This window comes from Tardiphaga sp. 215_C5_N2_1 (assembly GCF_052076055.1).
Taxonomy (GTDB): Bacteria; Pseudomonadota; Alphaproteobacteria; order Rhizobiales; family Xanthobacteraceae; genus Tardiphaga; species Tardiphaga robiniae.
Map to the genome: position 1 here is coordinate 4,237,128 of NZ_CP197240.1, position 23,896 is coordinate 4,261,023.

Genomic DNA, 23,896 nt, shown 5'->3' on the forward strand with positions numbered 1-23,896 from the left:
TTCCAGAGACCGGAACCCAGCATCCGATCCCGCTGCGATCGAAGTGCTGCGACACGAGCGACTTCAATTGCCGCAAGGCCTTTGCATGATAGCTGAGTTGCGTGGAGCTCGGTTCTCGCGCTACCACGGGCCGCCGCGCAATCGCTTGATGAAAGACACCCGTGCTACCCTGGAAACTGATCGATACGACCGAAGTCCCCGGCGGCGGCGTGCCGCTGCGCCTGATGCAGCGCGGGCAAGAGTTCACCATCAAGCTCGGCCAGAACGAGTTAATGAGCAGTCGGCTGTTCGGCTCCGAGGAAGCGCTGGCGACACTCACCTGCTTTCGCCTCAAGGATATGAAGGCGCCGCGGCTTTTGATCGGCGGCTATGGCATGGGCTTTACATTGCGCGCTGCGCTAAAGGTGCTCGGCCCGAAGGCGAAGATCACCGTGGTCGAACTGGTGCCCGCGATCGTCGCCTGGGCGCGTGGCCCAATGGCCGAGCTGTCTGGCGACAGCCTGAGTGATGAGCGCGTGGAGATTGTCGAGGGCGATGTCGTTAAAGCGATCGCTGGTGCACGCGGCAAATATGATGCGATCCTGCTCGACGTCGATAACGGGCCCGAAGGCCTGACGCGAAAATCGAACGATGCGCTCTATGACCTGAAAGGGTTGCGCGCGGCCCAGGCCGCGCTCAGTCCGGGCGGCGTACTAGCCGTCTGGTCGTCATTTCCATATGACAAATTCACGGCGCTCCTCGGCAAGGCAGGCTTCAACGCCGAGGAAATCAAGATCCGCGCCACCGGCACACGCGGTGGCGCCCGTCATGTCATCTGGCTGGCGACGAAGCCAAAAACATAGCCGTCGCCGCCACGAAGATGGGTTTTAATAGGCAACCGAACGCCGACTGCGGCGCGGTTCACTATAGGGCTGCGGGCTGAACGCCAGACGCGGATTGACGATGCAGTCGACGCCGCGACCCGATGCGGTGGCCTGGCACGCTTCATAGCTCGGATAGGAGCAATCGGTCCCAAAAGCCTGCGATTGGATGCAATAGGGATAGGCCGGGGCGGCAGCTGCAGGGCTGGAAGCCATGGCCGAAACACCACCAACAGCCAACACGGCCAGCATCAGATTGCGCATCACGTCTTCTCCTCCGCGGCAGCGGTCCTGTGACATCCCCAGAAAGCAACAGAGCCTGCGGATGAACGTTCCCGCAAGCTCCGGTACATCCCGGTCTTGTGATCACGCGCTTATACTGGCGGAATCACAAGGGTTAGACACCATAGTGCCGCATGGGTTCATTCGACCTTAAGGCCCGCAGCCTTGACCACTTTCTCCCACTTCTCGGTCTCCGCGACGATCATCTTACCGAAGGCTTCCGGCGGTCCGATCAGCGGTTCGCCGCCGAGATCGATCAGCTTGGCCTTGACGGCCGGATCCGCCAGCACCGCATTAACGTCCGCGTTGAGCTTGGCGATAATCTCCGGCGGCGTCTTCTTCGGCGCACCCATGCCGAACAGAGCGCTGGCCTCATACCCCGGCACGGTTTCCGCGACGGTCGGCACATCGGGCAACAGCGACGACTTCTCGGTGGTCGTCACCGCCAGCGCACGAAGGCTGCCCGAGCGGATATGCTGGATGATTGACGGCATATTGTCGAAGATCACCTGGACCTGACCGCCGAGCATGTCGGTGATCGCCGGCGCAGCACCGCGATAGGGCACATGCTGCATCTTGGCGCCTGACAGCATCATGAACATCTCACCGGACAGATGCACCGAGGTGCCGTTGCCCGACGACGCCATGTTCACCTTGCCCGGATTGGCCTTCACATAGGCGATGAATTCCCCGACGGTCTTCGCCGTGATGTCCTTGTTGACGGTCATCACATTGGCGGTGCGATGGAAGGCGGCGACAGGCGCGATATCACGCACGAAATTGAAGCTCAGCTTCCCATAAAGCGTGGCGTTGATGTAGTTCGCCGGATTGACCAGCAGGATCGTGTAGCCGTCGGGTTCTGCATTCACGACAGATTCGGTGCCGATATTGTTGCCCGCGCCCGGCTTGTTTTCGACGACGAATTGCTGACCGGTTCGCTCGGATAGCTTCTGCCCGATCAGGCGAGCCAGAATATCGGTTGCACCGCCAGCAGGATAGCCGACGACAAAGCGAACCGGCCGCGTCGGATAATCCACGGCCAGCGCCGAGCTGACCGGAACGAGAGCGGTTGCAGTAAAAGCAGAAAAGCCAAGCGCAATCAGACCGATCGCGGCACGACGTGACGTCATATTTTATTCCCTCCGGCTGCCGCAACTTTGCGCGCGGTCAGCGTGTGTTGAATTGACAACGGCCGTATCTACCAAACAATTCAACTATCGGCCAGTGCGACACTACTGCGGCACCAGCCCAAAGAAACGTCAAGGCAACGCCAAGGACCATTTCATGTCCCTCACCGTCACGGCCCTCGATCATCTCGTCCTGAATGTCACTGACGTCCAGCGCTCAGCCACCTGGTATCAACGCGTCCTGGGCATGGAGGTGAAAGGTGTTCGATCCCGGTCCGGGCAAGTTGCCGCGCACATCGGTGAGTTTTGGCGTGCAAAAGATCAATCTGCGGCCGATCGGCGCCGATAAGGTCGAGTGGTTCACGGCGGATCATGAGATGGCCGGCAGTGACGACCTCTGTTTTCTCACTGCATCACCGCCCGACGCCGTAGTTGCGCATCTCGGCGCTTGCGATGTTGCTATCGAGGAAGGCCCGGTGGCCAAACAGGGAGCGCGCGGCACCTTGCGCTCGGTCTATTGCCGGGATCCCGATGGCAGCCTGATTGAAATTTCGTCTTACGAAATAGGCTGATCCTGCACGCGTTGCGGTTTGCGCACCGCCGCCGCTGATGGCACAACATCTTCCGTAAAAACAAGAATAAGAAAGCCGCACCCGCGTAAGCGGTCGCTCCGGCGGCTTTCGACGGAGGATGCATGCCCCACCCCGTGACGAATCCCGCCATGATTCCCGGTTCGATCGGCCCGTTCGACGGCATGGACGTGCCGTGGCTGCTGCGCATGCACGCCGAGACGCGTCGCGATCGCCCTTTCATCATCTGGTCGCCATTCGATGCGCCGGCGCGGCCATGGACCTATGGCGAATTTCACGAGCGCGTCGGGGCACTTTCCGCAGGCCTTGCCCAACGCGGCATCGTCCAGGGTGACTATGTGCTGATCCATCTCGACAACTGCGTCGAGATGCTGCTGGCCTGGTTCGCCTGCGTCGAACTCGGCGCCATCGCCGTCACCACGAATACCCGCTCGTCGGCTGCGGAGATCGAATATTTCGCCGATCATTGCGGCGCCGTCGCCGCCATCACCCAGCCATCCTATGCCGAGCTCGTCGTCGCAAATTGCCGCAAACTGCGCTGGATCGCGGTGACGTCGCACAACGCCGGCGCGTCGGCCGACGGCCATGCAGTGGGCAAGGCTGAGCGGTTCGAATCCCTGTTCGCTGACAGCGCCGATCGTCCGCGACGCCCGGTCGACCCTTGGGCGCATTGTAGCGTCCAGTATACGTCAGGCACCACATCGCGGCCCAAAGCGGTGCTGTGGACCCATGCCAATGCGCTGTGGGGCGGCAAGGTGAATGCTGCGCATCAGGACCTGCATGCGTTCGATACGCATATGACCTATCTGCCGCTGTTCCACACCAACGCACTGGCCTATTCGATGCTGGCGACGTTGTGGGTCGGTGCCTCCCTCGTGCTTCAGCCGCGTTTTTCCGCGCGCCGGTTCTGGAACGTGGCGCTCGAACATCGCGCCACCTGGCTGTCGACCATCCCGTTCTGCATGAAGGCGCTGCTCGAGCACGACGTGCCGAAGCATCATTTCCGGCTGTGGGGTGCGTCGTTCTGCGATCCGCCGGCCTTCGCCAAATTCGGCGTCAAGATCATCGGCTGGTGGGGTATGACCGAAACCATTACTCACGGCATCATCGGCGAGGTCGATCAGCCCAACACGCCGATGGCCATCGGCCGCGCCGCAACCGAATATGGCATCCGCGTCACCAACGACGACGGCACGCCGACTGCTGTGGGTGAGACTGGCAATCTTACGATCAAGGGCATTCCCGGCCTGTCGCTGTTCAAGGAGTATCTGCACAACGAAGCTGCGACCTCAGACAGTTTCGACACCAACGGCTTCTTCATCACTGGCGACCGCGTCACGCTACTCGAGCGCGGCTATATCAAGTTTGGTGACCGTGCGAAGGACATGCTGAAAGTTGGCGGCGAGAACGTTGCCGCGTCCGAGATCGAGCAAGTCGTCATCACGGTGCCCGGCGTTCGCGAGGCGGCCGTCGTCGGCAAGAAACATCCGATGCTGGATGAAGTGCCGGTGGTTTTCATCATCCCGCATGCCGGCGTGGCGCAGGCGCCACCCGCGCTGCATGACAATGTCATGGCGGCCTGCAAGAGCGGGCTGGCGGATTTCAAAGTGCCCCGCGAAATCCATTTCGTGGACGAGATGCCACGTTCAACTCTCGAGAAAGTCGCCAAGGCCGAGTTGCGCAAGCTGCTGGCCTGAGGCGAACGGCGCTTACGCGCCGAGCGCCACCGGGCGGAACACCTGCAGCAATTGCTGGTCGATCTTGTCGCCCATCTGCTCCATGATCTCGAATGCCTTGGCATGCGTGAAGGCCATGCGATAGGCGCGCCGCTCCACCAGAGCCGCGTGGATGTCGACGATGGTCATCAGGCGCACGATGTCGCTGATCTGGTCGCCGGCCAGCGCATCGGGGTAACCACTGCCATCCAGGAACTCGTGGTGATGCAGCACCACGTCGAGCATCTCGCGCGGAAAACTGCCCTGCGCCACGAGCGCTTCGAAGCCGAGACGCGGATGTTTGCGCATCTCGAGCGTCTCGTCCTCAGTGAGCTTGCCCGGCTTGTCCAGAATCGACACCGGGATAAACGCCTTGCCCACGTCGTGCACGAGAGCTGCGCGCGTGAGACGGCGCTGATCTTCGTCGCGCATGCCGAGATGCTGCGCAAAGGCCACCGCGAACCCCGTCACGAATAGGCAGTGACGATAGCTGTGATTATGATGACGGCCGACGGCGGCCAGCCATTCGCGCAGCGATGTGCGCTTGATGGCCTTCAGAATCTGGTTCTCGGCCTGCATCACGTCGTTGAAGGTGAGCGGAACGCCGGCGGGCAGCTTCTCGAAGATCTTGACCATGACCGCATGCGCCGCCTCGACGCCGCGATTCAGCGCCTTCCCGCGGGCGGAGAAGTCCTCGTCATGCGGGTTCGGAAACGCGGCGCGGATACGCTGCATGATGCCACGTGCATCGAACGGCCGCGCGATCGTATCGGTGGCGCCGAGCGCCCAGGCCTGCATGGATCCGTGATGCAGCGAGTCGGCCAGTACGAACAGGCGCGGTATCGCTTCATAGGATTTGTGGCGCAGCTTGTTGCGCACGCGCTGCACGGCCTCTGCCGAACGCAGATTGATATCGACCACGATACCCGACAGCTCGCTGGGCGGTGTCTCCGGAATGGCTGACGTTGGGACAACATCGACTTCGCCGACCTTCTGCAGGATATCGACGAGTTCGCTGCTGTGATCGCTGCGGTCCGATGCCAGAAGCAGTCGGCGGCGCGCCGGCGATTGGTTGACTGAAGCGGTCATATGCCCTCGATCTATTGCGGCGAACGGGCCGCAAGCAGGACATACATACCTTGGAACAGGGTTCTTGAAGCTTAATGGGTATTGTTAATGCTTCCTGATCGCCCCCCGGAAGGTTTCATTCCGGCGGATAGCACTATCAGTCGGTTAGGGCTTTCGCGAAAACTTTAAGCAATGCCGCCTTGCGCCGGAATCCGATCCGGAAAACAATCGCGCCATGAAGACCATCAGGTTCATCCTCGGCGTCGCGACCGCCCTCGCCGTCACGGTTCCAGCCCACGGGCAGCCCGCCGGGACGAGGCCCGATCTGCCATTCACGGCAACCCTTTCGAACGCCACCCCGCTGGCTTTTGGGATGGCGGCGGATGACGCCGCCCGTATCTTGGGCACCCCGCTAACCTATGTCAGCGGCCGACCGGGCGATGAGATCTATCTGGCTATCCGCACCTTCGGCGGCAGCGGCTTCTTCGACCGCCGCGACCGCCTCTATCTCCAGTTTCGCAAGGGACGCCTGACCGGCTGGAAGGGCGACTGGGGCCGGCATTGGATGTGGCAGTAGCCGCTTTGTGAGTAGACCCGTGCTGTCGTCCGCGCCAAACAGACCTCACCCCTTAACAACGATATGGAATACCTCGTGGGACAAGACATCACGCTGACTGCATCTGACGGCTTCAAACTCGGCGCCTACCGCACCCAGCCTGAGGGCAAGCCCAAGGGCGCCGTGGTGGTGATCCAGGAGATCTTCGGCGTAAACGACCACATCCGCACGGTCTGCGATCGCTTCGCTGTGCAAGGCTATGTTGCGGTGGCGCCGTCGATCTTCGATCGCACCGAACCCAACTTCCAGTCCGGTTATTCGCCCGAGGAAATCGCCATCGCGCGCAAGTTCGTTGCTAATCCGGATTGGCCCGCGATGCTGCGCGATACCCAGGCCGCGATCGATTCCGTTGGGGATATCGGCAATGTCGGCATCATCGGCTTCTGCCTTGGCGGCAGCGTTGCCTTCGCCGCCGCCACGAAATTGACGGGCCTCAGCGCCGCCATCGGCTATTACGGCGGCGCCGTGGTGCGCTTTGCCGACGACAAGCCGACCGTCCCGACGCAGCTGCATTTCGGCGAAAAGGATCACGGCATTCCGCTGTCGGACGTCGAGACCATCCGCGCCAAGCGGCCGGATGTGGAGATCTTCGTCTATGACGGTGCCGAACACGGCTTCAATTGCGATCAGCGCGCCAGCTACAACAAAGCCAGCGCGGATGTTGCGAGAGAACGGAGCCTCGCGTTCCTCGCGAAGCATCTGAAGTAAGCCGCCGCCCTCTCCACGTCATTGCCGGGCTTGACCCCGCAATCCACCTTTGCGGCACCAACAGGCGCTTGGGCAAAGCTGGATACCCGGGTCAAGCCCGGGTATGACGACTGAGAGGGAGCAGCCTCGATCTTTCCCTGCCAGTCGGGAGAGATTGGAACATCACTCGCCCTTCACGCCCGCTGTCTTTGCCACCGTTGCCCAGCGCTCAAAGTCGCGACGCAGGCTCTTCTCGAAGGACTCGGGGCTATCACCGACCGGAACGAGATTGACCGCCTGCAGGCCGGCGGTCCCCTCCGGCGAATTGATGATGCGACCGAGCTCGGCCGACAGCTTGCTCACAATGTCCTTCGGCGTCGCTGCTGGCACGAAGACGCCGACCCAGCCTTCAGCCTCGAAACCGGGATAGCCGAGTTCGGCCATGGTCTGCACGTTCGGCAGCTTGGGCTTGCGTTTCTCGCCGCCCACTGCGAGCGGACGGATCTTGCCGGCTTCGACCTGCGGACCGGCCGTGGTGAAGTCGAGGAAGGCCGCCGTGACCTGATTGCCGAGCAAGTCGTTCAAGAGCGGCGCGGCGCCACGATACGGCACATGGGTCATATCAATGCCGGTGTTCTTCTTCAGAAGCTCGCCATAAAGATGCGACGTCGTGGCATTGCCAAAAGTGCCGTACGGATATTTTCCGGGACTGGATTTGGCAAGATCGACCAGTTCCTTCACGGACTTCATCGGCTGCGCTTCGGGCACGACGAGCACGATCGGCGAGATCGCGACCTGCGTGACGGGCGCGAGATCTTTGAACGCATCGTAGGGCAATTTCGACATCAGGCTCGGCGCCTGGATGATCTGCGTGATTGCGATCAGCACCGTGTAGCCGTCGCCCGGAGCCTTGGCAGCGAAATCGTTGCCGATCACGCCACCGGCGCCCGGCTTGTTCTCCACGGTGACGGTCTGCTTCCAGGATTCTTGCAGCTTCTGTGCTAGCAGCCGCGCAGCGACGTCAGTGGCACCGCCAGGCGCATAGGGCACGACGAAAGTGATGCGCCGATCGGGATAGGATTGCGCGGTCTGCGCAAATGCTTGCGAAGACAGCGCCGCTCCCAGCGCCACGATGGCTGCCAGAGTGACGCCGCGCATCACGTTGACCGACGGACTGGTCTTCATCTCTTCTCCCCCTGATATCCATATGTGCCGACATGGCGGCGCATTTCAGCGAGTTGGCCTCGCTTGATCATTGCTACAGGGCGGGAGACGATTCTGATACAGAGCAACGCGTATCCTCACGCCAATGCGCCGATACATCGCAGCCAATTTCATCGCGGGAAAGCGCGTCTATTCCGTGAAGCGGAGAAAATCGCGTGTGAGGTGATGATCGCGATCGATGCGTGCGATCAGAACCAGCGCTCGCTGACCAGCACCGTATCACCGGGATTGATCGGCGTGCCCAATGGCACCACGGCGCGGTACGAGCCCTCGACGGTGGTATGGGTCAGCGTGACTTCGTCACGCTTGGCGCGTGGCGAAAAACCACCGGCGATGGCGATTGCGCTCTCGACGCTCATATTGGGCACGTAGGGATACTGTCCAGGAGCGGCAACTTCACCGAGGATGAAGAACGGACGGTAGGCTTCGATTTCGACAGCCACCGACGGCTCGCGAATGAAGCCATTACGCAGGCGGCCGGTGATGCTCGCAGCCAGCCCAGCGGGCGTCATGCCGCGCGCCGGCACGCGGCCGATCAGCGGCATGGTGATCGCGCCACCGGCATCGATGGCGTAGGAATTGGTGAGACCTTCCTGGCCGTAAACCACGACGCGCAGCTTGTCGCCGGCATCGAGCTTGTACTGCGCATCATAGGTCGAGACCGGGGGAGCATAAGCAACCGGCACTGCTGCCGGCCCGTAACCCGGGCGACCGTAAGCGAGCGTGTCGAGATCGGCAGCCGGCGCAACCACTGCAACAGGACCCGGTCTCCGCATGCAGCCGGACAAAGCCAGCGCGGCAACCGCGACAATCATGGGCAGACGAAACGCGCGGGCAGACGACACTGGACATATCCCTCATAGAGGCAGCCTCGGTTTTGGCCTCTTATGGTTAAAATTCCGTTGTCATGGCCTTCCATCAGGCAGCAAAAAACCCGCCTTCGGGAGCTCCGAAAGCGGGCTTTTGACGTTGTTTATCTACACTTAGCCGTGGTCAGCTCAGGCCGTGACGCCGACCCCGATCGGGCACGACACACCGGTGCCGCCGAGACCGCAATAGCCGCCAGGATTCTTTGCCAGATACTGCTGGTGATAGTCCTCGGCGAAGTAGAACTTCCCGGCCGGCGCAATCTCGGTGGTGATGGCGCCGAGGCCCTTCGCGGACAGTGCCTTCTGATACGCCGCCTTCGACGCTGCGACGGCATCGCGCTGTGCATCGCTGAAGGTGTAGATCGCGGAACGATACTGCGAGCCGATGTCGTTGCCCTGACGCATGCCCTGGGTCGGATCGTGGCTCTCCCAGAACGTCTTCAGCAACTGCTCGTAAGAAATCTTCTTCGGATCGAACACCACCAGCACCGCTTCGGTGTGACCGGTACGGCCCGAGCAGGTCTCTTCATAGGTCGGGTTCGGCGTGAAGCCGCCGGCATAACCGACCGCGGTCGTATAGATGCCGTCGCCGAGCTCCCAGAACTTGCGCTCAGCACCCCAGAAGCAACCGAGCCCGAACACCGCCCGCTCAACTCCTTCTGGATAGGGCGGCTGGATGTTGCTGCCATTGACGAAGTGATGCTTGGCAGTGGGGATCGGCGTATCGCGACCGGGCAGTGCTTCGGCGGCGGTCGGCAATGCAGCGGTCTTGCGCATGAAAAGCATGGATCATCTCCCGGCGCGCTCGCGAACGAAGTGGACTCCGGTTCGCTGGACGAACGCGCAGATCTGGGGGCCAACAGCACCCGCGAGGCAGAACCGGATTCACTCCTGTCGCGCGGCGTATCTCAGGTGGCAATATAGGTATCTACGAGGGAAACGGCAGGTGTGTTACGTCGTCGAGCGCCGTTCAATTCCGCGAATAGCCGATCAACGGCTTGCTTGGCCGAAACAACAGCATCAGCACGATGCCGAGCACGCCCATGACGGCCCAGGCCGGCTGGTTGAGCAGCAATTTGAGAAGCCCGCTGAGGAACGGCGCATTGGCATCGACCATCGCCTGGAAGGAACGCTGGCTGGCCTGGTTGATGTCGTTCCAGAACTCCCCGAGCCGGGTCAGCCGCAGCGCTTGATCGGCAATCGAGCGCGCCCCATCATAGACTAGGAACACGAACCCACCGGCCAGCAATAACAGCCCTATCAGGCGGAAAAACCCGCGGATCATCCGAATCCCCTCATCGCTCTCACCCCCGGCAATACCGGGCAAATCCGAGAAATTCAACCTCATCAGCAACTTAACCGCCACTCTGCGGCTGTTTTTCGTCTAAAGGCGCAGCCGGAAGGCGTTGACGGTGGAAATCGGGCACTCTATAAGGAGCGCCAATGGCGGTGGGCGCAATCCCGCCGCCGCTGTTCTTTGAGCGGCGCGCCCCGTGAGTTTCGAAACGCGTGAGCTTTGCCGCTCCGGGGATAGCATTTTCAGGAACACCCCGGAAACAGATCAGCGTTGGCCGCAGTCGAGCGGCAGACGTCAATCAGCCCGGCGCCCGAGACGGGACGCTGCTGAAGGATAGTGAGATATGGCCAATACGACCTCCGCCAAGAAGGCGACGCGCAAGATTGCCCGCCGCACCATCGTCAACAAGTCCCGCCGCACCCAGATGCGCGGTGCAGTCCGCACCGTCGAGGCGGCGATCAAGAGCGGCGACCGCGAAGCGGCGCTGAAGGCGATGAAGCTCGCCGAGCCCGAACTGATGAAGGCTGCTCAGCGCAACCTCGTTCACAAGAATCTCGCAAGCCGCAAGGTCTCGCGTCTCGTCCATCAGATCGCGAAGCTCGCGCAGTAATCTGACGACAACATTCTTTCCAAAAAGCCCGGCTTCACGCCGGGCTTTTTTTATGCCGCAATGCGTTCGCGCTATCGCGTCACAAATTCTGATGAAGCGCAAAGACCGCCGCGCGCTTGCGCGATGCGCGTCTCGTCATGTCTCTTCAACGGCACAGCCGGAACGCACAACGCATCACACCGAGTGCCAATCCGCGTTATCGCTTGCGTCAGCTTGATTCTGAAAAAGCAACAGCGCCACGCCGCCAGCGCGAGTCCGATGTCTAGGGTTACCCTGACTCAACGCACAGAAAAAAACGCGCGGCTCTAATCACTTATCGGCATAGCGAAGCGGACCAGTTTGAAAACGCGGACTCCGCCCCTTCATTCGTAAATGAATTATGAATTTCTTTTTTCGCTGGATCGAATCTGCAACGGCACTGTCACATTACGATTCAGCGCGTTGATTCAAAACCTTGACGCATCGTCAAAAAAATCACGACGTGTTCCGGGCTGCGCAAGTGAGGCTTTTGCGGGGCACCCGAAAAATGATTCCGTTGCGAGAAACCGGGCGTGCTGTATTTCTTTAATCACTCGCGGCGCCCGCGGTTCTTCAGATCAGAGCGATTTAAGAACCAGGACGGACCTTAGGATCAGCGACGGTCTTCAGGTTAGCGACACCTTCCAAGCTTTGATCGGATCGCAGCCCATAGCAATATGGGAAGGGTTGTTCTGTGTCGAAATTTCTCGGGTATCCATTCGGATGCTTTGAAAAGAAATGCGCACCGTCCAATCGCAACCAGCAAAGCTGACGGTGCGGAAGTAAGCGGGCAGGCGAGCGGGCAAGACGACGATACGGGAATGCGACTGAACGAGTTTCGATGTTCAGCGTTGCGGACTGACTTTGAACCACATGTAAACTGACATCTTGCCGCGAGCGACCGCGGTGAGCGGGGGAGGCTTTATGCGCAAATCGACCACGACAGCATTCCAGCGACTGCGATCTGCGTTTCGTTCAGATATGGCAGCACATGCGGCGACCCACACCTCCGCGCACGCTCCCGACAGACCCTCCAGTACGCGCTGACCTCGCGACGAGGTCCTCTTCGACATCACTGATCTGACCTCGGCCGGATGGCCGTTGGCGGAGCTGTGCCCGAAGACGACGCGTCACACGAGGTCGCACCGCGTCTCCATACGCGGACATTCATCGGCAGCGTTGTGCCGGACACTCACTCTATCTGAAAAGTTCTCTGACAATGGCTAATATGGAACAGGATCACTGGTCTCGCGTGAAAGGTCGGCTGCGGTCGACGGTTGGCGAAGACGTTTACTCCAGCTGGTTCGCGCGGATGGATCTCGAAAGCGTGCAGGACGACAGCGTCCATCTTTCGGTACCCACCCGATTCCTGAAGAGCTGGATCCAGGCCCACTACGCCGAGCGCGTGCTGAACGCCTGGCAGGCCGAGATGCCGCAAGTTCATCGCGTCGATCTCACCGTGCGTTCGGCGATGCGCAACGTTGCGCCCGCCAACAAGGAAGCCGCAGCGCCGACCGAAGCGCGCCGCACCGAGACGTTCAACAACCGTCCCGCGCCCGAACTCCGCGCCACGGCCACCGCGCCGGTGTCCGCAAGCCATGAAGCACTCGGCGGCTCGCCGCTCGATCCGCGCCTGACTTTTGCGAGCTTCGTGCTCGGCCGCGCCAACACGCTGGCCCATGCTGCTGCGCGTCAGGTCGCCGAAGGTCGCCGCGGCGATCCGGTGATGTTCAACCCGCTTTACATCCATGCCGGCGTCGGCCTCGGCAAAACCCATCTGTTGCAGGCCGTGACCTGGGCTGGCAATTCCGGCCCCGACCGCAAGGTGCTGTATCTCACCGCCGAGAAGTTCATGTACGGCTTCGTCGCTGCGCTGAAGACGCAGACGGCGCTCGCCTTCAAGGAAGCGCTACGCGGCATCGACGTGCTGGTGATCGACGACATGCAGTTCCTGCAGGGCAAGACCACGCAGGCCGAATTCTGTCACACACTGAACGCGCTGATCGATGCCGGCCGCCAGGTGGTGATCGCCGCCGATCGTCCGCCGTCGGATCTGGAAAGCCTTGACGAACGCGTGCGTTCGCGCCTCGCCGGCGGTCTCGTCGTCGAGATGAGCTCGCTCGGCGAAGAGCTGCGCCTGGGCATCCTGAAGTCGCGCGTTGCTGCGGCCCGTGCACATCATGCCTCGTTCGAGGTGCCGGAACCGGTGCTGGACTATCTGGCCCGCACCATCACCCACAATGGCCGCGATCTCGAAGGCGCAATCAACCGCCTGCTGGCGCATTCGAAGCTGAACGCCACGCCGGTGACGCTGGAAATGGCCGAACGCGAAGTGCGCGACCTGATCCGCCCGCAGGAGCCGAAGCGGATCAAGATCGAGGACATCCAGCGTGTCGTCGCGCGTCAGTACAATGTCAGCCGGTCCGACCTCCTGTCGTCGCGCCGCACCGCCAATGTCGTGCGCCCCCGTCAGGTTGCGATGTATCTGGCCAAGACCCTGACGCTGCGCTCGCTGCCGGAAATCGGCCGCCGCTTCGGTGGCCGCGATCACACCACGGTTCTGCATGCCGTACGCAAGATCGAGGCGCTGGTCGGCAAGGACGTGGCCCTGCAGGATGAGGTCGAGACGCTGAAGCGCCAACTGCAGGAGTAAAAGCGTCCCCGCCCCCGACGCGCCAAAGCGTGCGCCGGGGCAGGACGAGGGTGTTAACCGTCAAAACATTGGGGGCCGGAAGCGCATCTCTCTTGCGCTTCCCGGCCATCCACGCCACCTTGCGGTCCCCCGCGGGATTGAGCAAAATCCACTTGATCGAGCTTGCGGGTGTCATCGCCGCGGCGCCCATTCGGGCCGCCAGGCATTTCCACACGACACCGGATTGAATCGGGCGGGTTTTGTTATGAAGGTCACCGTCGAACGCGCGCAACTCCTGAAGTCGCTGAGCCACGTGCATCGCGTGGTCGAGCGCCGCAACACGATTCCGATCCTGGGCAACGTACTGATCCGTGCCGAAAATGCCCGGCTGTCGCTAAAGGCCACCGACCTCGACCTTGAAGTCACGGAAACCCTGGCCGCCGAAGTCGGCACTGCCGGTTCCACCACCGTGCCTGCCCATATGTTTTACGACATCGTCCGCAAACTGCCGGACGGCTCCCAGATCGTGCTCGAAGCCGATGGCGACCGCTCGGTGATGGCGATCCGCGCCGGCCGTTCGCGCTTCACGCTGCAGACGCTGCCGGAGAATGATTTCCCGGATCTCGCCGCCGGCGAAATGACGCACTCGTTTGCGCTGCCCGCCTCCGACGTCAAACGCCTGATCGACCGCACGCAGTTCGCGATCTCCACCGAGGAGACCCGCTATTATCTCAACGGCATCTATCTCCACGCCACCGGCACCGCAACCGCGGCGACCCTGCGTGCCGTCGCCACCGACGGTCATCGTCTGGCGCAGATCGACCTCAAGCTGCCCAAGGGCGCCGACGGCATGCCGGGCGTCATCGTGCCGCGCAAGACGGTCGGTGAAGTGCAGCGCCTGATCGAGGATCTGGAAGCCGAGATCACCATCGAGCTGTCGCAGGGCAAGATCCGCTTCACGCTTGGCAACGTGGTTCTGACCTCGAAGCTGATCGACGGCACCTTCCCCGACTATGGCCGCGTAATCCCGCAGAACAACGACAAGGAACTGGTGATCGACAAGAAGGACTTCGAGAACGCAGTCGACCGCGTCTCGACGATCTCCAGCGAGCGCGGCCGCGCCGTGAAACTCGCGCTGTCCGCGGGCAAGCTGGTGCTGTCCGTGACCAATCCGGACTCGGGCAGTGCGACCGAAGAGCTTGAGGTCGAATACGCCTCCGACGCGCTCGATATCGGCTTCAACTCGCGCTATCTGCTCGACATCGCCGCCCAGATCGAAGGCGAAGTCGCCGTGCTGCGCCTTGCCGATCCCGGTTCGCCGACGCTGGTACAGGACAAGGACGCCAAGGGCGCCCTCTATGTGCTGATGCCGATGCGGGTGTGAGTTCCTTCAGGTGTCGTCCCCGCGAAAGCGGGGATCCATAGCTTCCGAAGAACTAGTTGCAGCCAGGTAGCCACGACTCTGCCGTTTTAATTGTGCCGGCCGTGGTTATGGATCCCCGCCCCGCATGCGCCTTCGGCGCACTCGGCGGGGATGACGACGGAGATTGGCGCGGCGCGTTGCGACGACTTTAGCTGAGTCCCATATTCACGAATGACCGCCTCCCGCATCCATCGCCTGTCGCTTACCAATTTCCGCAGCTATCGCGCGGCGTCGCTGGAGGCGTCGGCGGACATGGTCGCCCTCGTCGGCCCGAACGGCGCCGGCAAAACAAATTGCATCGAAGCGATCTCGTTTCTGTCGCCCGGCCGCGGCCTGCGCCGCGCGACGCTCGAAGACGTTGCGAATAACGAAGGCGACGGTTCCTGGGCCGTGTCGGCGACAGTCGAGGGTGAGGTTGGTCTCGCCACACTCGGCACCGGCATCGATGCCCCCGCAGCAGAGGGTGCATCCACCAGCCGTCGCTGTCGTATCGACCGTGAGCCGGTAGGCTCTGCCGCAGCGTTTGGCGATCACCTGCGCATGGTGTGGCTGACGCCAGCCATGGACCAGCTGTTCATGGGCGCCGCCTCCGAACGCCGGCGCTTCTTCGACCGCCTCGTGCTGGCCATCGACAAGGATCACTCCGGTCGCGTCTCCGCGCTCGAGCGAAGCCTGCGTTCGCGCAACCGCTTGCTCGAAGACCGGAACAGCGACGCCCACTGGCTCGATGCCATCGAGCGCGAGACCGCCGAACTCGCGGTCGCCGTCGCCGCGACGCGCGGCCAGACTGCAATGCGGCTCGCAGAGATGTTGCGCGTCCGCGGCGAAGCCTCGGCGTTTCCATCCGCACTCATCATGCTCGACGGCTGGATGGAGAATGCGCTGGCCAATGAACCGGCCACAACGGTCGAAGATCGCTATCGCCAGATCTTGCGCGATGGTCGCCCGCGTGATGCCGCCGCCGGCCGCACGCTCGACGGCCCGCATCTCACCGATCTGCAGGTGATCTATGCGCCGAAAAACATGCCGGCGCGCGATGCCTCCACTGGCGAACAGAAGGCCCTGTTGATCGGGCTCATCCTCGCCCACGCCACGCTGGTCGCCGAGATGACCGGCATCACGCCGCTCTTGTTACTTGACGAAGTCGTCGCCCATCTCGACCCTGATCGGCGCAAGTCGCTGTTCGGCGAACTCTCGAAATTGGGCGCCCAGGTCTGGATGACCGGCGCCGATCCTGTTGCTTTCGCAGAAATCGGCCCATCCGGCGAGATTTTCGACGTCGCCAATGGGCGTATCGCGCAGCGCCAGCCGGCCGGTTGAACCAAAGCAACACCTCCTACAACTCACTCTAAGTGCCTCGCGCAAATAATGTCGCTGCCCTTGTGGGCAGCGCTTTTGCATGCACGCAAGCAACGCCGGAGGCCTTCAGTGATGTTTTTAAACGAGCTCGGGATACAGCTTCCGACCAGACACTGCCTGTTGGCCCTGCTCGTCAGCACCGCCATCGCCGGCGGCTCGCTGGCCTGCCGTGCGGAAGACGGCCTGGTGGATGTGAGAACGCTGCCGCATATCGAAGGCGCGATGGCCCGGCCTGAAGCCACCAAATACCCCAATCTCAGCGCCAGCTATTTCGGCGCAGGCAACGTCGCGGACACCATTGCCAACACCGGAAAATTACTCGCAGCCGATGGCTGGATCGCCTACACGCCGCCACTCGAGGGATCAGATCGCAGTCGCTGGTACAAGAAGGGTGCGCAGGGTGTGTCGGCCTCTTTTATGAGCGACGGCAGTAGAACCGATCGGTCGGGCATCAGCTACAGCTCGCAGCGCCTGGAAGTGAACCTGCCTTTCCCCGATCGCGCGACCGATATCGTCTATGACGAACGGCGGCCGTATCTTGGATGCACGACGGCTGAAACCGTTGATGCGACGCTCGCCTTCTTTCAGAAAGAACTCGCTACATCGGGCTGGTCGCCGCTGTCCGCGGGCGCAGCCGAGGCGCGTTGGCCGGATGCGAAGATCGACGAGACGATCGCGAATGGCGTGCGCGTCTATTTTTCTCGTGACGGCAACACGCGGCAATTGCCGGTGATGCTGACCTTGCAGCGGAGCGCCGATAACAAGACCAGCGTCGAAATTCGCGTCGCGCCCTTCGCGCTTCCGCAAGATCTCGCTGCGGGCCCTGAATCCGCAGGCCTGCCGCGACCGGAACGCATTAAATCCGCAGGAACCACGGGCAGCGCGGATTCCATCAAGCGTGAAGCGCATGCGCTGATCCCGGCTGAACTTGGCCCGGTGCTGGCCTTCTATCGCCGCGAACTCGGCAAGAAGGGCTGGGTCGAACAGAGCAAGGACACCGTCGTCATCGCCGATCGCGCCTCGCTCGCATTCACATCGCCGGAAGAGACGGCAACGATGCAGATCGGTCGCAAATACGATCTGACCACCGTGCAGATCGACGTACAGGTTCTGCCATCGGTGATCGCAGCGCGCGCCAAGGCCAAGAAGGAAGCAGACGACCGCTTTATCAAGGATGCACTCGCGTTCGGGCAAGCAGCTATTGCCGAAGCGGATGCGAAGCGCGCAGCGGCACAAGCCGCGCATGGGCCGGAAACTGCGTTGCGCGCGATGGACGGTTCGAGCACACCGATTCCCGTCCCCGACACCGCCAGCGAGATCGACTTCGACGGCGCCGATGGCAGGCTCGCATTCAACAGCTCATCAAGCGTCAGCGCGCTGGCGGATTTTTACCGCAGCGGAATGAAGACGCTCGGCTGGAAGAGCACGCCGTCAGTCATTAACAATCCCAATATGGTGGTATTGAATTTCAGCAAGGCCAAGCAGAGCATCTCAATGACGGCGATGCAGATGGGCCCGAAGGTCAATGTCACGGCGACAGGCTCGGGCCTGAAGGGCGTGCCAGTCGCGGCCGTTGCCACCACCACCACGGGCAACGCCAAGAGCGCCGAACAGGTTCTCGAGTCCGATGGCGACACCGATTATCCCACGCCGAAGCAGCGGACGTTGCGATCGCTGGGTACTTCAGGGCTGCCAGGCGGCGCGCCGTTCAGACATGAGTTGAGTGCATCTGTGCCTGCGGGACTGGACTCGGTTCTGGCGTTCTACCGACGCGAACTCACGCAGCGACAGTGGCAGGAAGACACGAAGAGCGCTGTCATCAAGCCGGACAGCGCCACGCTCGCCTTCAAGGCCCCTGATGGGCCGGCCATGCTGAAGCTGGAACGCCGCAACGACGAAACCACGGTCAGTCTGGTGGTGCGCCATCCCGCAGAAGCGACGAAGGCGGGTATCCTGCCTGCACTGGGCAAGGTTCGGCTGCTGTTCGGCAATATGGGTGACGCGGAAGTATCGGTCAGCGTCAATAACAAGACGATCAAGGTCGCGCCCGGCGTGGGCGGACCGCAAAATCCGAACGGTCCGACGATGGAACTGCCGCCCGGCGCCTACAAGGTCACGATCAAGGCGGCGGGCAAGCCCGGACATGACAGTACGATCAAGGTGGCGGCCAACGATAGCTGGGGCCTGATGGTTGGCCCTGACGGTCGGGATATCCTCCCGCTGCAGCTCTACTGAGGACGAAGCGTGCAAGCGCGCCAGCGCGCGTCCGCCACTGCATTGGGCCATGAGAAATCGTCTGTTGTAGACCACGTTCGACAGCATAAATATCTGGCTATGCTGGTATTTTTGGCCATTCATCTGTCGCGGATCGCGCGCGCGTTCAGAACCGAAATGCGTTCGCTTCCGATCCCCGGGCCGCGCATGATCGATGAGGCCGAATGCATCTGTTCGGTGCTGCTGGCAATCGTCTTGTCGCACGCCATCGGCGCGGAGAATGTCGGCTGGGCCGCGTTCTCCGGATACATGGTAATGCGCTCGCATGTCGCCGAAAGTTTTACACGCGGCATCCTCCGCGTGATTGGGACGCTTGCTGGCGCAGGACTCGCGCTTGCCGCTGCGCCTTTGCTGCTGCGCCAGCCGGTGCTGCTGAGTCTCGGTCTTCTGATCGGTGGCAGCATCACCCTTTATTTCGCCATCATCGGCCGCCGCGCCTATGCTTGGCTGTTCACCGGCCTCACTTTCCTGATGGTGCTGATCGAAGGCATGGAGCATGCGTGCGAGCCGATCCTGCGCTTTGCCTCGACACGCGTGCTCGAAGTGCTGGCCGGTACCACCGCCTGCGTCATCGTCAGTGCGATCTCGACCTGGACAGTGCGGCGCGCGCTACCGAATCCGGACAACAATCTGCGCGCCAAGCCGGTCGACCAGCCGACGCGGCAATGGCACACCACGGTGGCGCGTCACGCTCTGGTCGGCGGCATTGCATTGGCGCTAATCCCGTGGGCCTGGCAGTGGCTCGGTATCCCGTCGCTCAGCCAATCCAGCATCACGATCTTCGCGGTCATGCTGGTGCCCGCCGCCTCGCTGGCGGAGGGGATGCTCAGCCCGGTTTCCTCGCGCATGATGAACCGGCTGGTCGGCTGTCTCGCGGGCGGCCTGCTCGCCAGCGCGATCCTGCTGGTCAGCCGCCATTCGCCCGTCGTGATGACCATCGGACTCGCGCTCGGCGTCATGATCGGCCGTCACATCGAAAATGGCCCGCCCTCTATGAGTTATGCGGGCCTGCAATTCACTTTGGCCTTCCTCGTGGTGCTGGTGCCTGACAACTACGCCAATGCCGCCCTGGAGCCCGGCTATGACCGCCTGTTTGGCATTCTGTTTGGAATGGTGCTGCTGGAGCCGGTCGTGCTGGCCGCGCATTTGATCGCCCGGCGCGGCCTCAAGGCAAACGCCGCCAAACCAGCTACGGGACTGGCCGACAAATAGCCTCTCGGATGCACGCAAGCCGGGCATTTCGATGCCCAGAACAGGCGCGAAATCAGGCTACGAAAACGGCCTCAAATCGGCTTGAAATGACGCCAAAAAAACCTATTTATTCAATAGCTTGCTGCGCGTTACTTTGCGCTAGGCGCAATGCGCCTTTCATGGCACAAATAGAGCGATTCAAGCGCCGTTTTCCGCGCTGATTCGGCACACCTTCGAAGGCCCCTACATGACTGAACCAGCCCGGCAACCCATCGCCGATACTGAGCATGCCATTCCCATCGAATACGGTGCGGAATCGATCCGGGTCCTGAAGGGACTCGACGCCGTCCGCAAGCGCCCGGGCATGTATATCGGCGATACCGACGACGGTTCGGGCCTGCATCACATGGTCTACGAAGTCGTCGATAACGCGATCGACGAAGCGCTTGCGGGTCACGCCAGCGCCGTCGAAGTTATTCTGAATGCCGATGGTTCGGTGACGGTGCGCGACGATGGTCGCGGCATTCCCGTCGACATCCACAAGGGCGAAGGCATTTCGGCAGCCGAGGTCATCATGACCCAGCTCCATGCCGGCGGAAAATTCGACCAGAACTCCTACAAGGTATCCGGCGGTCTGCATGGCGTCGGCGTGTCCGTCGTCAACGCGCTGTCGAGCAAGCTGATCCTTCGCGTCTGGCGCAACGACAAAGAGCACCGCATCGAATTCGCCCATGGCGACGCGGTGGCGCCGCTCTCGGTGGTCTGCGATGCCAATGGCAGGCGCGGCACCGAAGTGACATTCTATGCCTCGGCGGAAACATTCACGACACTCGAATATGATTTCGCAACACTCGAACATCGTCTGCGCGAGCTCGCCTTCCTGAATTCCGGCGTCAACATCAGATTGTCGGATCTGCGTCATCCGGTCGAGAAGACCGAGAACATGATGTATGAGGGCGGCGTCGAGGAATTCGTCAAATATCTCGACCGCAACAAGAAGGCGATGGTGCCGACGCCGATCGTAATGCGCGCCGAACAGAGCGGCATCAGTGTCGAAGTCGCGATGTGGTGGAACGACAGCTACCACGAAAACGTGCTGTGCTTCACCAACAACATCCCACAGCGCGACGGTGGTACCCATCTGGCCGGTTTCCGTGGCGCGCTGACGCGCCAGGTCAACGGCTATGCCGAAGTTGTCGCCAAGAAGGAAAAGATCGCGCTGACCGGCGACGATTGCCGCGAAGGCCTCACTGCCGTTCTGTCGGTGAAAGTGCCCGATCCGAAATTTTCATCGCAGACCAAGGACAAGCTGGTGTCCTCGGAAGTGCGTCCAGTGGTGGAGAACGTTCTCAACGAGGCCCTCGCCTCGTGGTTCGAGGAACATCCGACCGAAGCCAAGATCATCGTCAGCAAGGTGATCGAGGCCGGCGCCGCCCGCGAAGCCGCCCGCAAGGCCCGCGAACTGACCCGGCGCAAGGGCGCGCTGGATATCGCCTCCCTGCCCGGCAAGCTGGCCGACTGCCAGGAGCGCGATCCCGCCAAGTCCGAACTGTTCATCGTCGAGGGTGACTCGGCAGGCGGCTCCGCGAAACAGGGCCGCAACCGCGAATTCCAGGCGGTGCTGCCGCTGCGCGGCAAGATCCTCAATGTCGAGCGCGCGCGCTTCGACAAGATGCTCGGCTCCGAACAGATCGGTACGCTGATCACGGCGCTCGGCACCGGCATCGGTCGCGACGACTTCGACCTGTCGAAACTGCGTTATCACAAGATCATCCTGATGACGGACGCCGACGTCGATGGCGCGCATATCCGCACGCTGCTGCTGACGTTCTTCTTCCGCCAGATGCCGACGCTGATCGAAGGCGGCTATCTCTACATCGCGCAGCCGCCGCTTTACAAAGTGACGCGCGGCAAGTCCGAGCAATACCTCAAGGACGAGCGGGCGCTGGAAGATTACCTGATCGATACCGGTCTCGACGACTGCATCTTCAAGCTCGCTTCGGGCGAGGATCGCACAGGCCGCGATCTACTGGCGTTGGTGGAAGATGCCCGCATCATCCGCGGCACGCTCAACAATCTGCACTCGCGCTATAATCGCAAAGTCGTCGAGCAGGCTGCAATCGCTGGCGTGCTCAATCCGCGGGTCACCGCTGATCTCGCCACCGCCAATGCCGCTGCCGACTACATCGCCAAGCGGCTGGACGCGCTGGCCGACGAAGTCGAGCGTGGCTGGATCGGTGAATTCCGCGAAGGTCAGGGCTTCTTCTTCGAACGCACGATTCGTGGTGTGAAGGACGTCTCCTTCATCGACGACGCCCTGCTTGGCTCCGCCGATGCGCGCAAGCTCGACGAATATGCCGGCAGCCTGCAGGAGGCCTATCCGAAATCCGGCGTCCTGCGCCGCAAGGACATCGAATTCCCGATCCACGGCCCCGTCTCGCTGTTCGAGGCCGTCACCGACGCCGGCCGCAAGGGCGTGGCCCTGCAGCGCTACAAAGGTCTGGGCGAAATGAACCCCGGCCAGCTCTGGGAAACCACGCTCGACACCAATGAGCGTTCGCTGCTGCAAGTCCGGGTCAAGGAAGTCGACGAGGCCGACGACATCTTCACCAAACTGATGGGCGATGTGGTCGAACCGCGCCGCGAATTTATCCAGGACAATTCGCTCAGCGCGAATGTGGACGTGTAAGCGTATCGCACCCTAGAGATAAAACTGAAAAGGCCCGCCATTCTGGCGGGCCTTTTTGCGTTTATCCTACTTCTTCACCAGCGGGCAGCGCGACTGCGCCAACGGCTGAAACGCCTGATCGGCGGGTACCGTGGCGAGCAGTTTGTAATAGTCCCATGGTGCCTTGGACTCATTCGGCTTCTTCACCTCAAACAGATACATGTCGTGGACCATACGACCATCTTCGCGGATCTTGCCGTTCTTGTAGAACACGTCATCGACGGGCAGTTCACGCATCTTCTTCATCACCTCTTCGGTGCTGTCGGTGTCGGCGGCCTGCACGGCTTTCAGATAATGCAGTACCGATGAATATGTGCCGGTCTGAAGCATGTTCGGCATGGCGTTCACCTTCCCGTAGAAGCGCTTCGACCACTTCCGCGTCTCGTCGTTCATGTCCCAATACGACGCCTCGGTGATCGTCAGCCCCTGGGCCTCCTTCAGCCCGAGACCGTGAACGTCGTTGATAAATCCGGCCAGTGCCGAGAGCTTCTGGCCGCCTGCTGTCAAGCCGAACTCTGCCGCCTGCTTGATCGAGTTAATGGTGTCGCCGCCGGCATTGGCGAGAGCCACAACCTTGGCCTTGGACGACTGTGCCTGCAGTAGGACGGAGGCGAAGTCCGCGGTCCCGACCGGGTGTTTCGTTGCACCGGCGACCTTGCCGCCCGATGCCTTGACGACATCGCCAGTGTCCTTCTCGAGGCCTTGACCGAACGCATAGTCCGCCGTCACGAAATACCAGGTATCGAAACCCTGGCTGACTAGCGCCTTGCCTGTGCTGTTCGCGATCGCGAATGTGTCATAGGCCCAATGAACCACATAGGGTCCACACACCTCGTTCGTGATCCGGGTCGATCCCGGCGAGCTCAGCGTGATGATCTTCTTCTTCTCCTTGGCGATTTCAAGGACGGCCAAAGCAGGCGACGACGACGCAACGTCGAGAATGGCATCGACCTTGTCGGTATCAAACCATTTGCGTGCAGCGTTGGCGGCAATATCGGGCTTGTTCTGGTGATCTGCGAATACGACTTCGATCGGCATGCCGAGGACCTTGCCGCCGAAATCCTCCACCGCCATCTGCGCCGCAGTCACGGCACCCTTGCCGGTAATGTCGGCATAGACGCCCGACATATCCTCGATGACGCCGACACGGACGACGCCATCCGAGACCTGCGCGTTCTGCGCCAAAGCAGAGACGGTGCAAAGAAAAACGCTGGCAATCGCCGTCGTAAAACACGCACCCAGTTCAGATCGTCTCATATCCTCCACCCCTTTTACGTTTTTGATTTTTCAGTATGCCTGCAACGCGCGATCTCTCCAGGGACCTAT

At 61.6% G+C, this 23,896-nt stretch carries 19 protein-coding genes and 1 pseudogene; 12 read left to right on the forward strand and 8 right to left on the reverse strand.

All coding sequences use genetic code 11. From position 1 onward, the window contains the following. The first annotated feature begins 161 nt into the window (after window positions 1–161). Window positions 162–842 carry a spermidine synthase gene (locus tag AB7828_RS20150; RefSeq protein WP_093757681.1) on the forward strand — a complete coding sequence of 227 codons (681 nt, stop codon included), beginning with the start codon at window positions 162–164 and terminating at the stop codon, window positions 840–842. Window positions 843–866: 24 nt separating this feature from the next. Here the strand turns inward: AB7828_RS20150 and AB7828_RS20155 are convergent, their stop codons facing one another. Then, window positions 867–1,124, reverse strand: a complete 258-nt coding sequence (locus AB7828_RS20155; protein WP_309941896.1) for a DUF3551 domain-containing protein — start codon at window positions 1,122–1,124, stop codon at window positions 867–869. 158 nt (window positions 1,125–1,282) lie between these two features. After that, window positions 1,283–2,272, reverse strand: coding sequence for a Bug family tripartite tricarboxylate transporter substrate binding protein (locus AB7828_RS20160; protein WP_089263420.1), 990 nt, complete (start codon window positions 2,270–2,272; stop codon window positions 1,283–1,285). A gap of 154 nt (window positions 2,273–2,426) precedes the next feature. On the opposite strand from AB7828_RS20160, the pseudogene AB7828_RS20165 reads away from it, so the two are divergent. Together AB7828_RS20165 and AB7828_RS20170 are read left to right on the forward strand one after the other, a co-directional pair. After that, a pseudogene (locus AB7828_RS20165) lies at window positions 2,427–2,841 on the forward strand (VOC family protein). 122 nt (window positions 2,842–2,963) lie between these two features. Beyond that, complete coding sequence (locus AB7828_RS20170; protein WP_320445962.1) at window positions 2,964–4,556, forward strand: AMP-binding protein; 1,593 nt, start codon at window positions 2,964–2,966, stop codon at window positions 4,554–4,556. A 12-nt stretch (window positions 4,557–4,568) separates the two neighbouring features. Here AB7828_RS20170 and AB7828_RS20175 read toward each other — a convergent pair whose 3' ends face one another. Then, the gene (locus AB7828_RS20175; RefSeq protein ID WP_089263417.1) at window positions 4,569–5,663 is read right to left on the reverse strand and encodes an HD-GYP domain-containing protein; all 1,095 of its coding nucleotides are present in this window, start codon (window positions 5,661–5,663) and stop codon (window positions 4,569–4,571) included. Window positions 5,664–5,877: 214 nt separating this feature from the next. Between AB7828_RS20175 and AB7828_RS20180 the strand changes: the two genes are divergently transcribed. Together AB7828_RS20180 and AB7828_RS20185 are read left to right on the forward strand one after the other, a co-directional pair. Continuing rightward, on the forward strand, window positions 5,878–6,219 hold the full coding sequence (locus tag AB7828_RS20180; protein ID WP_093757685.1) for a hypothetical protein: 342 nt from the start codon (window positions 5,878–5,880) through the stop codon (window positions 6,217–6,219). 75 nt (window positions 6,220–6,294) lie between these two features. Continuing rightward, window positions 6,295–6,966 (forward strand): dienelactone hydrolase family protein, encoded by a 672-nt coding sequence (locus AB7828_RS20185; protein ID WP_120288071.1) that lies wholly within the window; start codon window positions 6,295–6,297, stop codon window positions 6,964–6,966. A 162-nt stretch (window positions 6,967–7,128) separates the two neighbouring features. Here AB7828_RS20185 and AB7828_RS20190 read toward each other — a convergent pair whose 3' ends face one another. The 4 genes from AB7828_RS20190 to AB7828_RS20205 all read right to left on the reverse strand — a co-directional run bounded on the left by AB7828_RS20190 (window position 7,129) and on the right by AB7828_RS20205 (window position 10,323). Further along, a complete protein-coding gene (locus AB7828_RS20190) occupies window positions 7,129–8,130 on the reverse strand; it encodes a Bug family tripartite tricarboxylate transporter substrate binding protein (protein WP_441231000.1) in 1,002 nt (333 codons plus the stop codon). 227 nt (window positions 8,131–8,357) lie between these two features. After that, window positions 8,358–8,984: a polysaccharide biosynthesis/export family protein gene (locus tag AB7828_RS20195; protein WP_089263414.1), complete on the reverse strand. Its 627-nt coding sequence runs from the start codon at window positions 8,982–8,984 to the stop codon at window positions 8,358–8,360. A gap of 183 nt (window positions 8,985–9,167) precedes the next feature. Continuing rightward, window positions 9,168–9,824 carry a peptide-methionine (S)-S-oxide reductase MsrA gene (gene msrA / locus AB7828_RS20200; protein ID WP_120287555.1) on the reverse strand — a complete coding sequence of 219 codons (657 nt, stop codon included), beginning with the start codon at window positions 9,822–9,824 and terminating at the stop codon, window positions 9,168–9,170. A 184-nt stretch (window positions 9,825–10,008) separates the two neighbouring features. Next, window positions 10,009–10,323 (reverse strand): hypothetical protein, encoded by a 315-nt coding sequence (locus AB7828_RS20205; protein WP_068729932.1) that lies wholly within the window; start codon window positions 10,321–10,323, stop codon window positions 10,009–10,011. Between the two features lie 355 nt (window positions 10,324–10,678). On the opposite strand from AB7828_RS20205, the gene rpsT reads away from it, so the two are divergent. The 7 genes from rpsT (at window position 10,679) to gyrB (ending at window position 22,531) form a co-directional block, all read left to right on the forward strand. Next, on the forward strand, window positions 10,679–10,945 hold the full coding sequence (rpsT, locus tag AB7828_RS20210) for a 30S ribosomal protein S20 (RefSeq protein WP_068729934.1): 267 nt from the start codon (window positions 10,679–10,681) through the stop codon (window positions 10,943–10,945). Between the two features lie 1,237 nt (window positions 10,946–12,182). After that, window positions 12,183–13,616, forward strand: coding sequence for a chromosomal replication initiator protein DnaA (gene dnaA, locus AB7828_RS20215; protein ID WP_309941879.1), 1,434 nt, complete (start codon window positions 12,183–12,185; stop codon window positions 13,614–13,616). 244 nt (window positions 13,617–13,860) lie between these two features. Continuing rightward, a complete protein-coding gene (dnaN, locus tag AB7828_RS20220; RefSeq protein WP_441231001.1) occupies window positions 13,861–14,979 on the forward strand; it encodes a DNA polymerase III subunit beta in 1,119 nt (372 codons plus the stop codon). 210 nt (window positions 14,980–15,189) lie between these two features. Next, window positions 15,190–16,338: a DNA replication/repair protein RecF gene (gene recF, locus AB7828_RS20225; protein WP_441231002.1), complete on the forward strand. Its 1,149-nt coding sequence runs from the start codon at window positions 15,190–15,192 to the stop codon at window positions 16,336–16,338. Between the two features lie 159 nt (window positions 16,339–16,497). Next, entirely contained in the window at window positions 16,498–18,612 is a 2,115-nt protein-coding gene (locus tag AB7828_RS20230) for a hypothetical protein (protein ID WP_441231003.1), read from the forward strand. A 156-nt stretch (window positions 18,613–18,768) separates the two neighbouring features. Then, window positions 18,769–19,863, forward strand: coding sequence for an FUSC family protein (locus AB7828_RS20235; RefSeq protein WP_441231004.1), 1,095 nt, complete (start codon window positions 18,769–18,771; stop codon window positions 19,861–19,863). Window positions 19,864–20,089: 226 nt separating this feature from the next. Next, a complete protein-coding gene (gene gyrB / locus AB7828_RS20240) occupies window positions 20,090–22,531 on the forward strand; it encodes a DNA topoisomerase (ATP-hydrolyzing) subunit B (RefSeq protein WP_441231005.1) in 2,442 nt (813 codons plus the stop codon). A gap of 66 nt (window positions 22,532–22,597) precedes the next feature. Here gyrB and AB7828_RS20245 read toward each other — a convergent pair whose 3' ends face one another. Next, window positions 22,598–23,827, reverse strand: a complete 1,230-nt coding sequence (locus AB7828_RS20245; protein ID WP_441231006.1) for an ABC transporter substrate-binding protein — start codon at window positions 23,825–23,827, stop codon at window positions 22,598–22,600. Window positions 23,828–23,896: the final 69 nt, after the last annotated feature.

Coding starts and splice junctions, on each gene's coding strand:
- AB7828_RS20155 (WP_309941896.1), bottom strand. CDS start 1,124: ATGCGCAATCTGATGCTGGCCGTGTTGGCTGTTGGTGGTGTTTCGGCC.
- AB7828_RS20160 (WP_089263420.1), bottom strand. CDS start 2,272: ATGACGTCACGTCGTGCCGCGATCGGTCTGATTGCGCTTGGCTTTTCT.
- AB7828_RS20170 (WP_320445962.1), top strand. CDS start 2,964: ATGCCCCACCCCGTGACGAATCCCGCCATGATTCCCGGTTCGATCGGC.
- AB7828_RS20175 (WP_089263417.1), bottom strand. CDS start 5,663: ATGACCGCTTCAGTCAACCAATCGCCGGCGCGCCGCCGACTGCTTCTG.
- AB7828_RS20180 (WP_093757685.1), top strand. CDS start 5,878: ATGAAGACCATCAGGTTCATCCTCGGCGTCGCGACCGCCCTCGCCGTC.
- AB7828_RS20190 (WP_441231000.1), bottom strand. CDS start 8,130: ATGAAGACCAGTCCGTCGGTCAACGTGATGCGCGGCGTCACTCTGGCA.
- AB7828_RS20195 (WP_089263414.1), bottom strand. CDS start 8,984: ATGATTGTCGCGGTTGCCGCGCTGGCTTTGTCCGGCTGCATGCGGAGA.
- msrA (WP_120287555.1), bottom strand. CDS start 9,824: ATGCTTTTCATGCGCAAGACCGCTGCATTGCCGACCGCCGCCGAAGCA.
- AB7828_RS20205 (WP_068729932.1), bottom strand. CDS start 10,323: ATGATCCGCGGGTTTTTCCGCCTGATAGGGCTGTTATTGCTGGCCGGT.
- rpsT (WP_068729934.1), top strand. CDS start 10,679: ATGGCCAATACGACCTCCGCCAAGAAGGCGACGCGCAAGATTGCCCGC.
- dnaA (WP_309941879.1), top strand. CDS start 12,183: ATGGCTAATATGGAACAGGATCACTGGTCTCGCGTGAAAGGTCGGCTG.
- dnaN (WP_441231001.1), top strand. CDS start 13,861: ATGAAGGTCACCGTCGAACGCGCGCAACTCCTGAAGTCGCTGAGCCAC.
- recF (WP_441231002.1), top strand. CDS start 15,190: ATGACCGCCTCCCGCATCCATCGCCTGTCGCTTACCAATTTCCGCAGC.
- AB7828_RS20235 (WP_441231004.1), top strand. CDS start 18,769: ATGCGTTCGCTTCCGATCCCCGGGCCGCGCATGATCGATGAGGCCGAA.
- gyrB (WP_441231005.1), top strand. CDS start 20,090: ATGACTGAACCAGCCCGGCAACCCATCGCCGATACTGAGCATGCCATT.
- AB7828_RS20245 (WP_441231006.1), bottom strand. CDS start 23,827: ATGAGACGATCTGAACTGGGTGCGTGTTTTACGACGGCGATTGCCAGC.